General features: G+C 38.1%; 10 protein-coding genes and 1 pseudogene. 10 read left to right on the forward strand and 1 reads right to left on the reverse strand.

All coding sequences use genetic code 11. From position 1 onward, the window contains the following. The 5 genes and pseudogenes from ACFINC_RS07690 to ACFINC_RS07710 all read left to right on the forward strand — a co-directional run. The coding region (locus ACFINC_RS07690) for a hemagglutinin repeat-containing protein (protein WP_375616814.1) at positions 1–1,902 on the forward strand (1,902 nt) is incomplete at its 5' end. Between the two features lie 20 nt (positions 1,903–1,922). Continuing rightward, entirely contained in the window at positions 1,923–2,336 is a 414-nt protein-coding gene (locus tag ACFINC_RS07695; protein ID WP_375616815.1) for a hypothetical protein, read from the forward strand. A 177-nt stretch (positions 2,337–2,513) separates the two neighbouring features. Continuing rightward, positions 2,514–2,990 (forward strand): hypothetical protein, encoded by a 477-nt coding sequence (locus ACFINC_RS07700; protein ID WP_375616816.1) that lies wholly within the window; start codon positions 2,514–2,516, stop codon positions 2,988–2,990. Positions 2,991–3,185: 195 nt separating this feature from the next. Beyond that, positions 3,186–3,363: pseudogene (locus tag ACFINC_RS07705) on the forward strand (hemagglutinin repeat-containing protein); the annotation flags it as partial. A gap of 677 nt (positions 3,364–4,040) precedes the next feature. Next, positions 4,041–4,901, forward strand: coding sequence for a phytoene/squalene synthase family protein (locus ACFINC_RS07710; protein ID WP_375616817.1), 861 nt, complete (start codon positions 4,041–4,043; stop codon positions 4,899–4,901). 1,222 nt (positions 4,902–6,123) lie between these two features. Here ACFINC_RS07710 and ACFINC_RS07715 read toward each other — a convergent pair. Then, positions 6,124–8,013 (reverse strand): peptidyl-prolyl cis-trans isomerase, encoded by a 1,890-nt coding sequence (locus ACFINC_RS07715; protein WP_375616818.1) that lies wholly within the window; start codon positions 8,011–8,013, stop codon positions 6,124–6,126. A gap of 153 nt (positions 8,014–8,166) precedes the next feature. On the opposite strand from ACFINC_RS07715, the gene tpiA reads away from it, so the two are divergent. From tpiA to eno, 5 genes are all read left to right on the forward strand, one after another. Next, a complete protein-coding gene (tpiA, locus tag ACFINC_RS07720) occupies positions 8,167–8,931 on the forward strand; it encodes a triose-phosphate isomerase (protein ID WP_375606259.1) in 765 nt (254 codons plus the stop codon). Positions 8,932–9,013: 82 nt separating this feature from the next. Next, a complete protein-coding gene (gene secG / locus ACFINC_RS07725; protein WP_375616819.1) occupies positions 9,014–9,466 on the forward strand; it encodes a preprotein translocase subunit SecG in 453 nt (150 codons plus the stop codon). 127 nt (positions 9,467–9,593) lie between these two features. Further along, on the forward strand, positions 9,594–11,222 hold the full coding sequence (locus ACFINC_RS07730; RefSeq protein WP_375616820.1) for a CTP synthase: 1,629 nt from the start codon (positions 9,594–9,596) through the stop codon (positions 11,220–11,222). Positions 11,223–11,258: 36 nt separating this feature from the next. After that, positions 11,259–12,095 (forward strand): 3-deoxy-8-phosphooctulonate synthase, encoded by an 837-nt coding sequence (kdsA, locus tag ACFINC_RS07735; RefSeq protein ID WP_375616821.1) that lies wholly within the window; start codon positions 11,259–11,261, stop codon positions 12,093–12,095. A 69-nt stretch (positions 12,096–12,164) separates the two neighbouring features. Beyond that, positions 12,165–13,433: a phosphopyruvate hydratase gene (gene eno, locus ACFINC_RS07740; protein WP_375616822.1), complete on the forward strand. Its 1,269-nt coding sequence runs from the start codon at positions 12,165–12,167 to the stop codon at positions 13,431–13,433. Positions 13,434–13,547: the final 114 nt, after the last annotated feature.

Raw genomic sequence — 13,547 nt, forward strand, 5'->3', positions numbered from 1 at the left:
ATAGAAGCAGGACGCGCTGTTAATATGCAAGCCCACAAAGGCAGCATCCATGGTGTTGGAGCCGATATTATTGCCGGTACAAACCCGATACAAAGCAATGATGAACAGAGCGGGAATATCACCATGGAAGCAGGTAAAGATATCATCTTTGAAAGTGCGCAAAACACGCAAAGCACAGAAAACCACACGCAAAGCGCTTCAATGAATGTTGGGTATAGTTATGGTACCGGTGGTACAGGGTGGATGGGGAATGCTTCTTTTGGTAAAGGCAAGGGTTCCAGTGAGGAGGTTCACCAGAAGAACAGCCATATTATTGGCACCGGCACAGTTCACACAACGAGTGGTGCAAACACCACATTGGCAGGCGCCGTGGTTTCTGGAGAGCGTGTAGAAATGGAAGTAGGGGGTGATTTTGCCATTACCAGCCGCAGTGATACGGGACAAAGTTCCAGCAAGCAAAACTCTGTTTCCATTGGTTATAATAGCCGAGAAAAGGATGGTACAGCCACAACCAATATTTCCTTGAACAAGGATAAATCCTCTAGTGATTATCATAGTGTTGTGGAACAATCAGGCATCAAAGCGGGTGATGGTGGTTTTAAGATCAACGTTAAAGATAAAACGACCCTAACTGGGGGGCTTATTGCCAGCACCGCGCTGGCAGATAAAAACAGCCTGACCACAGGAAGCATTAGCACCAGTGATATCAGCAACAGTGCGCATGCTCAAGCTAGCAGCCAAGGTTTAAGCATTTCGGCGGGTGGTCCGATGTATCAGGGCAAATATGGTGTCGGGAAAAACATTGCTAAAAATGTCTTAGATCATTCAAAAGCTAAAGATTCAGAGGAAGGATATACCAAATCTGCTATCAGCAATGGCACCATTGTCATTACTGATGAAGCAGGGCAGAAGGCATTAACAGGACAAGATGTGGAACAAGCCATAGCCTCCCTTAATCGGGATACTGCTAGCGCCCATAAGGGTGTACAACAGCTCGATGTAGGCAAGCTGGAACAAATCGTCCATGAAAATCGCGAAATGGCAACTCAACTCTTAGAAGAAGGGTTTAAATACAGCGATGACTCCTATAAAACCATGTTTATCAAAGAGCACCCCATTGCCGTGGTCGACCGTGATGAAAAGGGTAATATAATCTATGAAATAGATGCAAATGGACAGTATATCACAGACGCTCGTGGACAACCAATACCTCACGCACATTATTTAACGGATGAAGAAAAGCAGCATTTACAAGAGGGTGCTGATGGCAAGGTGCATGTGTCCTTTAATGGCATCTTTACTCCACCAGAGGAAGCCGCTGTTTATGCAGAGCAACATGCAGAAAATAAAAATGAACCGCTTTATTTTGTTGTGTTCCCAGAAGCCGATTCTGCTATCTCAGAACTTCTAGTCGCGGGCTATCAGAAGTTTATGGAAAATAACTTTTGGGGTTTGACCAATTCAACACAAGAAGCAAAAGATTTGATGTATAGCTATGGTCTTACAGGGTTAGAACTTTATGGACATAGTCGCGGGACAATGACATTGGGGAATATGCTGAATTCTTTCAAACAAGAAGGTGTTCACGGTATAGCCAACGAAAACACGACTATCAATCTCTATGGACCAGCCTTTAATGTTTTAGTTGCATCCGGTCTGTTAGGGTATGTGAGTGATAGCAAACAAACCATTGTTGGTTTTGATGGGAATAGATATGACTTTGTAAGCAGAATTATTGGTGGCAATGGCTATACCTACGGGACACTCCCTGCTGGTAGTAACATGTGGAAAGAATGGTGGAGAGTGGTCATGAATCCCATAAGCTCCCATACTTGCCTTGGAGATGCGAGTGATAAGTGTACATGGCGCTATGGCACATCTCATCGTGAACAAAAACCTTGAATTAAATAATGGAGTAAAAAATGAAACACATCGTAAAATTATTAAGTGCTGTAACTCTATTCAGTATCGCTGGATGTCAGTTTAATAAGCCTCCTTCAGGATACTTGACTGCTTGGGAGAAGCCAGGAGCAGATTTTACTGAAATAGGAAAAGCATTATTAGAATGTGGTATGCCAACGCCTTATGATGTATTTCCAGAAAATAGAAAGCAGAGCATCAATGCAAAAGCAACAATTTATGCTTGCATGCTTCAATCAGGGTTTCGCTATAAAGATGAAGAGGTAGCAAGAGCGGGAGGGCCATGTTATACTTTTAAAGAGAAAAACTTGCCCATTTGTCGTCCAGGTGCTGTGATCCCGAGGCCCAGTGTCAAGAAGCGCTTAAACAGCCCTTTTTGTAAAAAATATAAAAATGCACCTGAATGCAAACCTTAAGTCTTGCTAGTGATGATCAACAATCCGCCATCCTTGCCTTCTCTTGGAATGGCGGGACTGTTCCCTCAATCCAACATTTCAATATTGTTCACCGTTGTTTTAATGAAGCGGTGACAGGAAATATCAACAAGCTTATGAGCTGTTTATTGTCAATAAATCCATTAAAAGAGGGGAATAATGAAGAAAATCTTAAAACTATTGAGTTGCATAGCTCTCTTAAATACAGCTGGATGTGTTAACCAACCTCCTCCATCAACTTTAGCATTATGGGAAAAACCAGGTGTCGATAAAGCGATGATCCAACAATCCTTATCAAAATGTGGCTGGAAACCGGTTTATGCTTCTTCTAGTGATATGAATTCGTATGCGAGTGAATTTGCCTCAGTTTATGAGTGCATGAAAAAAGCAGGTTTCCGATATAAATTGCAAGATTCAAAAGGGATCTATTTTACACAACCTCCCAAAAGTGGCTCATTCCTAAGCAATTTAATGATAGCAGGATATCAGCAATTTATGGACAATGACACCTTTGGTGTGACCAACAAAACGAAACAGGAACGGGCTTTACTAACGCATTTTGAGGATGAAAGAAAACGTCAGCAAAAGCAAAAAGCTTTACAAAAGCGATCACCAAAGCGTCCTCCCCATCGTTAAAAGGTCGTTGGATAAAATCACGAATGAAGTAGGGGATCAAAGCCGTCTACTTCTTTATCCACGCAGAGAGCCTTTTAAATTTGGTGGTTAAGATAATCTACAATAAGGCAGGTGAGGGGTCCATTACGGGGGATGCGCATTTTGAAGCCAAAGTCGTGGGGCAATCCACAGGATACGTTAAGTGGTTTGACCGAGGCTGGTGCATCTGGCAGTATGGCAGTGGGCTTTGAAACTGAGAAAGCAGAAGCTTCTTCTCAAGGTTCCACCGCTATGACCACAACAATAGAAGGGCGGACGCGCTGTTAACATGCATGCCCACAAAGGCAGCATTCATGGTGTTGGAGCCGATATTATTGCCGGTACAAACCCGATCGTTCTTGAATTAGAATGAATAGATGCTGGCATATAGATTCTAAAACCTTTAAATAGTATAGTCTTTAAATAGTATAGTAGTGTCTTCAAATCTTTTGTTTCATTCTTTGCACGTGATATCTTAGATACTCTAAATTTGAAAGATAAAATATTTTCTCAGTTATATGTAAAATGCCATACAGATAAGATCTGCTGCATTTTAAATTATATGCTTTAAGATGCTTATTACCTGTTTTTTATTTTAGTGAAAATATAAGGGCGAATAATAAGCTTTCGTGAGGGTTGCTTTATTTATTAATTTTTATTCTAAAAATATCCATTATATTTTATAGTAGAAAGTCTGTTGTTAAACGTATTGGCGTGGTGTAATTGATTCTGCAGAGAAAAAGGTAAAAACAAATCCAGTTTCTTGATTTTATTATGCTTTTGAGAATACTCTCTCTCATAGGGTGGTACTATTTTAGTGCAAAGCCAACTTTTAAAAAAATAAAATAGTTTGGATGTTTGGTGCGGTTAAGAAAAGTACTTAGAAAAGAATCCTTAACTTATAATACATTAAGAGACACATTTAAAAATCTTATTTTCTAAGCTGTGTTTTCTTACTCTCTTATTTTTTAATATGAATAAAAAAGAATATTAATTTAATTGCTAAAGAAGGAACGTTAATAGGTTCATAGCATGATAGGTTCTCTTCCTTATTGTCTTGATATTTTACGTACCATAGATCGTGACCGCTATATATCGGTTTTATTTGCGCCTAAAAAAAAGCGCAAAGCATTGGCTGCTCTTTACGCATTTAATGCTGAAGTTTCTCGTATTCGCGAAAATGTACATGACCCACGCATAGGAGAAATACGGTTACGTTGGTGGTATGATTCTATCGTTCATGGTGAAATGCAAACGAGTGGAAATAATCCGATTTTGACTGATCTATTGACAGCAATGACTCTTTTTAATTTACCTAAGACCGCTTTTTTACGTTATTGTGATGCACAAATTTTAGATCTTTATCACAATCCAATAGAAACGCTTCATGAGCTCGAGCATTATTATGGTGAGACAGCAAGCATCATTTTACAGCTTTCTTGTCAGATATTAGATCCTGATGCTGCACAAGATTTTACAGATATCTATGAACATGGAGGGATTGCTCAAGGATTAAGCGGTGTATTACGCCTTTTATCATTCATGCAATCACGATATCACTATTATTTACCTACTGATATGTTGAAGGCTGTAGGGGGGGAGAGGGAAGATTTAGAATCTCATCGTTTCAGTGATAAACAAAAGGGCTGCATTGTTGAAGCTATGGTAGCATTATCACGCGATCATTATAGCAAATTTTACACGTATTCTCGTGTTTTACCTAGAGCTTTTAAGCCAGCATTTCTTCCATTGGTAATTATACCGGCTTCTCTTCAAAAAGCTCTTCAGCTGGGGGCTGCAATTTTTCAAGAAAATGCAACTTTGCCATTGATACATCGCTATTGGTTGATAACAAGGACAGCAATAAGTGGTAATTTTCCAAAAATATTGTAAAAGAACATTGTCACGTCGAAATTAAATCGATTTTTTCGTATTGAAGAAAGAAGGAGATATGGTGCTTTAAAATCATTTCTTTATTATCAAGAAATGGTGATGTGTTGGTGGCTATGAGTGCAAAAGAATAAGAAATTTTATGATCTTGAAAAAACAGTATATTTTCTCATCAAGTAATATATTTTATTCGTGTATTGGATAGGGGAGATGCAGAGAAGGAAAAACATGAGATAAAGTTTAATACATTCGTTCGTTTGATGAAGAACTTTTGATATTGAGTAGTCTGAATGTATTGGTCGCATCTCATTTATAAATGAAATACAATTTCTATTTTATTATTGAGAAAAGTTATCTTAACAGCCTATTAAGTCTCTAGAAAAAACTCTAATTTTTGAGAAAGTATGAAGCTATAATTGATAATTATTGTGATATGCGAACATATTGATTGAGAGCTCATTTTTTTCTCATATTGAATGAGAACCTTGAATAGAAAAGGATTTCTTCATTTTAAATTACTTTTATAATGAATTTTAAAAATATTTTATATATATATCATAAGACGAGTATATCAATGAAAGTTATTTAAGAAGAAGCAATAGGCTTCTTATGAATGAATATTAAGAGTAGCAGTCGATGAGCTGTCGATGGTATAATAGTAAATCTATCGAGTCCCTCCATTTTTATGCTTATGGAGAAGAAAGCCGGCGCCATCATTATATTTGCCAGCTTGGGGGGCTACAGCTCTTGGCCTTAAGACGGTTCATAAGAGCTACTTTCAGTCCTTTTTTAACAATTTCTATCCACACACGCATCTCGCTTTTATATGCAAGCAAGTGGTTTTAATTGATTCAATATACACAGATTTGAAATGAGAGAATCTTACAATATTCGGGACTCTCATTCAATATACAAAATAGTAAATTATCATTATAAATCAGTTCATTGTCAATAAATGACAGGAGGGATATATAGCTTAATTAGCGACAACATTTACAGCCTTTGGATGGGTAATATTTCTTCATGCGTTGAAAAAACAATTCTACATTCCATTTAGCATTTTTTCGCAAATCTATACATGTACTGATTTGCGAGAAAATTAATCATTATACAAATGATGCTTCTAAGATATAAGCAAATAAAAGATCTATCTCACCTCTTTAATGATAAACGAAGAGCGATAGACACTTTATCAAATAAGCCCTTTAAATTATGCACACCCTTTTTATTGGAGAGCGTTAAAGATCTGATTATAATTCGTGCTATTAATTTCCAAAGGATGTTCTTTATTGGCAACTTGGAGCATTTCTAGCTTAAGATCTTCTCGTATCATCATATCTATATTGGCACGAATATCAGATGAAAGAGTATGAGGAGTGCTGTCTTTAGGCATTGTTACAGTCTTTATTTGATAAATGATACGGTTTGTTGCAACCGGTCCTTTTATGATACCATAATGACCTTTGGGACCAGAAAACAAGGCCTTAACACCTTCATCACCAAGGACTTCAGATGAATCTTGACGCCGGAGGGCTTGTGTTGTTTGTTTTGTAACACCAAGGGTATGAGCAAGAGCAACAAGACTTTTTCCTTCCGTGAGCTGTTTGAGAGCATTTTGGGCTTTTTCATCAAGAAGACGTTGGATTTCCTCATTTTTCCATTGAGAAAGAACATCTAGCTTAGCCTCTTCAAGTGTCTTATCGCGGGCAGGAATAATTTTATCGACCTTATACCAGAGATACCCACCATTTTGAAAAGAGAGAGGATCAAGATCGACACCTTCGTTTGATTGATAGATGGCATTCAGTAAAATATCTTTTTGAGGTAAATCCGTGAGTATTGCACCTTCAAGCGTTTTTCCCGTTTTATCAATGGTAATTGTGCGCAAAGATAACTTGTATTGGTCAGCTAACTCTTTGAGAGAAGCACCCTCAAAACGAGCATTTTCAATGGCTACATAATTGTTACGGATATCATCCATAGCACGATTTTTGGCAAGTATTTGGCGAATATTTTCTTCTACACTTTCAAAAGGAAGAGAGCTTGAGGGTTCAATATGTGTGACGCGAATGATAACAGGTCCCTGTAAGTCATTGATTACAGCACTGACTTGCCCTTGTTGGAGTTCAAAAATTTCGGATGCTAGATGGCTAGGAAGTTCATTTTCTGCGAGAGGCCCTTTTTGTATGTCATTAAGAGTCTTTTTTCCAGCTTTTACCAGTTCATCAAAACTCAATCCATCGGCTATTTTTTTTGCTGCATTATCGGCTTCTTCACGTGTGGGGAATCGCAGTTCTTCAAATGTGCGTTTTTCAGGGGTTACAAAACGTGAAGCATTTTGGGTATAATAAGCTTTTGCCTCATCTGTTGGGATATCTTTAGGTTTTACGAAATCATTAAGTTCCATAGATAATAAAGAGACAGTGCGGTATTCTGGAGTACGAAATTCACTTTGATGTGTTTCAAACCACTTTTGCAGTGTTTCGTGATCAGGATCAGCCGTTATTTCCTTTTCTTTTAGATCAATAATGAGATAATCTGCGATACGCATTTCTCCTTGATAAAGAGCAAGTGCTTTATAGAAGAGATCTGGTGCTTTCATATCAGAGAATAAAGCTGAAATAATTTGGTTACGCTTTTCTTTTCTGGTGTAATAATTAAGAAAAGCACTTTCACTGATACGTAAATGCTGAAGATAGTTATAAAATAAATTTTTATCAAAAGTGCCATTTATTTGGAACATATTATCAGTTCCAATCATACGCGCTATTGTATCTTTTGAAAGACTTATTTTCATTTTACGGGCTTGTTCATCAAGCAGTGTATTTTGTTGTAATTGATTAAACACAAAAGCGGGAATTTGGTATTGCTGCATTTCATTTGGCGTAAACATTCGTCCAAGATGAGCGGCATATGCTAAACGTGCGCTTTGATCGGCAAGAGCGAGACGATAATCATCGACAGTTACTGTGGATTTTCCAGAAGTAATAAGGCCTCTTTCATTTTTGGTGTGTAACTGTGGTATCCCCCATAAAAGAATGAAGCATAAGAGTAAAATAGCAAGGAAAATTCTGGCAATCCAAGAATTTGCAGCATTTCTTACGATGTCAAGCATTGTTTAATTCCACTTTTAACATGAGTTATTATCAAAGCAGTAACGGAATTTGCAACAAAGACACGAAAGATGCAAGCTTTAAAGATTTGCTTTCACTTTATAATTTGGTACTTACAGATAATAATATATTATAATAGCTCTTGAGGTGAAAATATGTCTCCAAATATTCGGCCTTTTCTTGCTGGAAATTGGAAAATGAATGGAACGAGTGAATCGCTTGGAGAGTTGCGTGCTATTGCTACAGGCGTTAGCTCTGATCTAGGTCATTTGTTTGAAGCTTTAATTTGTGTTCCAGCAACGCTTTTATCGCGTGCTTCTGATACGCTGGATGGTGAAAATCTCCTTTTAGGAGGACAAAATTGTCACTTTGATGATTATGGCCCTTATACTGGAGATATTTCAGCTTTTATGCTTAAAGAAGCGGGAGCAAGTCATGTTATTATCGGGCATTCAGAACGTCGTACAGTGTATCAGGAAAATGATGCTATTGTTTGCGCCAAAGTGCAAGCAGCGTGGCGAGCAGGGCTTGTGGCTCTTGTATGTATTGGTGAAACATTGGAAGAACGCAACAATAATAAAGTGCTGGATGTTCTCGCACAGCAGCTTGAGGGATCTTTACCAGATGATGCAACAGCAGAGAATATCATTATCGCTTATGAACCTGTTTGGGCGATAGGCACCGGCAATACAGCAACTGTAGAAGATATTGCAAAAGTGCATCATTTCATTCGTGATGAGATGTGCTCTCGTTTTGGGGAGGAAGGGAATAATATGCGCCTTCTTTATGGTGGATCAGTAAAACCATCTAATGCATTTGAGCTTTTAAGCATTGCTCATGTTAATGGTGCTTTGATAGGTGGAGCAAGTTTAAAAGCGATTGATTTTTTAACTATTTGCGATGTTTATCGTAAATTATAGCGGAGAAATTTGAGTTACCCCTTGGATTGTGTGTTATTTATGTGTAAATAACCATGAAAGAGTTATTTGAAGAGCAGGGTTTATGCAAACAGTACTTATTGTTATTCATTTATTGATTGTGATTACTTTGGTTGGCGTTATATTAATCCAACCTTCAGAAGGTGGTGGGCTCGGTGTGAGTAATAACTCAGGGTTGATGAAAGCCCGTGGATCTCGCAATCCTTTAACACGTTTGACTGCTATTTTAGCATGTTGTTTTTTTGTTGTGTCCATTGGACTTACTGTGGTGGGAAATATATCCAATTCTAGTTCTGATATTTTAAAGCGTATACCGGTTAATACAGAGCAAAATTCTACCCATAAAGACTCAGAATCAGTCCCATCATTAGATAGTGAGTCTTCTCCTTCTATTCTTGAACAGCTAGGAGGTCCTTCGCATTCCCCGCAGGAACAAAAACAGTCCACAAATCCTGAAGCAGAAAGCCCAGTTCCACCGGTTCTTGAAAATACAGTTCCGGATAACACTACAAAATAGTTTTTTAAGAAAATATAGACTTTTTACAGAGGTGATTTTTTCACCTTTTTTATTTGAGAAGAAAAATTGTTTCTTTTTGCATTTTTTGCTGGAAAAATCATTATAAATTGCTTATCACCATAAGCCCATGGCACGTTATGTTTTTATTACTGGTGGTGTGGTTTCTTCCCTTGGAAAAGGTGTCGCAGCGGCGGCGTTAGCAGCGTTATTACAGGCTCGTGGCTATCGTGTACGGCTTCGCAAACTTGATCCTTATTTAAATGTTGATCCAGGTACAATGTCACCTTATCAACATGGTGAAGTATTTGTAACCGATGATGGTGCAGAAACGGATCTTGATCTTGGTCATTATGAGCGTTTTACTGGACGTTCTGCAAATAGCCAAGATAATATTACGACAGGGCGTATTTATCGCAATATTATTGAACGAGAGCGGCGTGGTGATTATTTAGGGGCAACAGTCCAAGTTATTCCTCATGTTACGGATGAAATTAAGAGATTCATTACGACGGGAAATGAAGAATTTGATTTTGTTTTGTGTGAAATAGGTGGGACGGTTGGTGATATTGAAGCAATGCCTTTTCTAGAAGCGATTCGTCAGCTTCGTAATGATCTACCGAGACAAAATGTCGTTTATGTCCATCTCACCTTAATGCCTTATATTCCTTCTGCAGGTGAATTAAAAACGAAACCAACACAACATTCTGTCAAAGAATTACAATCAATTGGTATTTCTCCTGATATTTTGCTTGTGCGTGCAGATCGATCTATTCCAGAAACAGAGCGGTACAAATTATCACTTTTTTGCAATGTTCGCTCCAATGCAGTTATTCAGGCATTAGATGTGCCAACAATTTATGATGTTCCTATGGCATATCATAAGGAGGGTTTAGACTCTGAAGTTCTTTGCGCTTTTGGAATCGATTCGGCACTTTCTCCTCAGATGGATCGTTGGAAAGATATTACGCATCGCATTCATCATCCTGAAGGAGAAGTTACGATTGCTGTTGTAGGAAAATATACGGGCTTAAAGGATGCTTATAAATCCCTTATCGAAGCGATTGCGCATGGTGGTTTAGCGAATAAAGTGAAGGTTAATATTGAGTGGATTGATTCGGAACTTTTTGAAAAAGAAGATTCTGTCTCAGCTTTACAAAAAGCCCATGGCATTTTGGTTCCAGGTGCTTTTGGTGCACGAGGGTCTGAAGGGAAGATTCGAGCAATTCGATTTGCACGAGAGCGTAAAGTTCCATTTTTAGGGATTTGTTTTGGAATGCAATTAGCTTGTATAGAAGCTGCGCGTAATATTGCACAGATTGAGAATGCTTCATCAAGTGAATTTTGCGAAACAGAAAATCCAATTGTAGGTTTAATGACAGAATGGCTCAAAGGCGATGTTCTTGAAAAACGTACAAGAAATGGTGACCTCGGCGGTTCGATGCGTCTTGGTGCCTTTGTGGCTGAATTAAAAGAAGGGAGTCATATTGCCAAAATTTATGGGATGACAAAGATTGTCGAGCGGCATCGTCATCGTTATGAGGTCAATATCGATTATAAGGATAAGTTAGAACAGTGTGGTTTGATTTTTTCTGGTATGTCTCCTGATGGTATTTTACCAGAAACGATAGAGTATGTAGATCATCCATGGTTCATTGGTGTTCAATACCATCCAGAATTAAAATCACGTCCTTTTGATCCACATCCGCTTTTTTCTTCTTTTATTGAAGCCGCTGTAGAACAAAGTCGATTAGTTTAATATATAAATTTGGCTACTTTGCTTTTGAGGAATAAAATGTCTAAACCAAATGCCACTGTGAAAGTTGGAAATATTATTTTTTCAAATGAAATGCCTCTTTCATTAATTGCGGGTCCGTGTCAGATGGAAAGTCGAGATCATGCTTTTGAAATGGCTGGTCGTATTAAAACAATTACCGATCAAGTCGGTATGGGGTTTGTTTATAAATCGAGTTACGATAAAGCCAATCGAACCTCTTTGAGTGCGGCACGTGGTATTGGTCTTGAAAAAGCAATGGCTATTTTTTCTGATTTAAAAAAGGAGTTTGATTGTCCCATATTAACTGATGTGCATACGGAAGAACAATGTACAATTGTTTCTTCTACAGTTGATATTTTACAAATACCGGCTTTTTTATGTCGTCAAACAGATCTTTTGGTAGCAGCCGCTAAAACAAGCTGTATTGTTAATATTAAAAAAGGTCAGTTTTTAGCTCCGTGGGACATGGAGAATGTTTTAAAAAAGGTTGTTTACAGTGGTAATTCGAATGTCATGCTTTGTGAGCGAGGCACGTCATTTGGTTATAACCGACTTGTTTCTGATATGCGTTCGTTGCCTATTTTACGTTCATTGGGTGCTCCTGTTATTTTTGATGCAACACATTCTGTTCAAGAGCCGGGGGGGCATGGTTCTTCATCTGGTGGACAACGTCAATTTGTTGAAGTTTTAGCGCGTGCGGCTGTTTCTGTTGGGGTTGCAGGTATTTTTTTAGAAACGCATCAAGATCCAGATAATGCGCCTTCTGATGGACCCAATATGATTAAAATTGATGATTTACAAAGATTGCTTGAGACTTTAATGGAATTCGATTATCTGTCAAAGAAACTGAATTGAGAAGAAAAAGTATTTCATTAATAGGTTGTTAGAAATGAATCGCGACTTTTATCGGATAAGGAAATACATATGACTATAATTGTCGATATCATTGGACGTGAAGTTCTTGATAGCCGTGGTAATCCAACGGTAGAAGTTGATGTTCATTTGGAAAATGGTGCGTTTGGTCGTGCTTTGGTTCCATCGGGAGCCTCAACGGGAGCCTATGAGGCTGTAGAACTTCGTGATGGTGGTTTGCGCTATCAAGGAAAAGGCGTTGAAAAAGCAGTTGCTGCAGTCAATGGCGAAATTCTTGAAGAACTTGGTGGTCGGGATGCAACAAATCAAATCGCTATTGATCAAGCCATGATTGCTTTGGATGGAACGCCAAACAAAGCCCGTCTTGGTGCCAATGCACTTCTTGGTGTTTCATTAGCTGTTGCAAAAGCAGCTGCGGCTTCATTAAATTTACCTTTGTATCGTTATATTGGGGGGACACAAGCGCATATTCTTCCAACACCTATGATGAACATTATTAATGGTGGCGTTCATGCTGATAACTTGATTGATTTTCAAGAGTTTATGATTATTCCTATAGGAGCGCCTACCGTTAGAGAAGCAATTCGTTATGGTGCTGAAATTTTTCATGCGTTGAAAAAGCGTTTAAAGGGTGCAGGTTATAATACCAATGTTGGTGATGAAGGTGGTTTTGCACCTCAATTTAAAAGTGCTGATCAAGCAATTGATTTTATTATGGAATCTATCATAACATGTGGTTATAAACCAGGGGAGCAGATTGCCATTGGTTTAGACTGTGCTTCAACCGAATTTTATAAAAATGGTTCGTATTTTTATAAAGGTGAGGGGAAATGCCGTGACATCCAAGAACAGGTAGATTATTTAGTGCAACTTGTGAAAAGTTATCCTATTGTTACAATTGAAGATGGAATGGCAGAGGATGATTGGGAAGGTTGGAAGCTACTCACGGATACAATTGGAGAAAAATGTCAGCTTGTTGGCGATGATTTGTTTGTAACAAATTCAGCACGTTTGCGTGATGGTATTAAAATGGGGGTAGGTAATTCTATCCTCATAAAAGTGAATCAAATTGGTACATTAAGTGAGACACTTGATGCTGTAGAAGTGGCACATAAAGCAGGTTATCGTGCTATTATATCTCATCGTTCAGGCGAAACAGAGGATTCTTTTATTGCAGATCTTGCGGTTGCAACGAATTGTGGACAAATTAAAACAGGTTCTCTTGCACGTTCGGATAGATTAGCAAAATACAATCAACTTATTCGTATTGAAGAAATGCTAGGAACCCAAGCGCGTTATGCTGGTGATGTATATCGTTGATAGTTGTGAGCACAAAGTGTGAGAGTATGATATTATTTAGATTATGAAATTGAGATTTCTTATCAAAGACATATGCGCAGTAATTTTATAGGTATTTAAATTTATAGGGATTAA

Source organism: Bartonella sp. AP58NXGY, from assembly GCF_042195785.1.
GTDB lineage: Bacteria > Pseudomonadota > Alphaproteobacteria > Rhizobiales > Rhizobiaceae > Bartonella.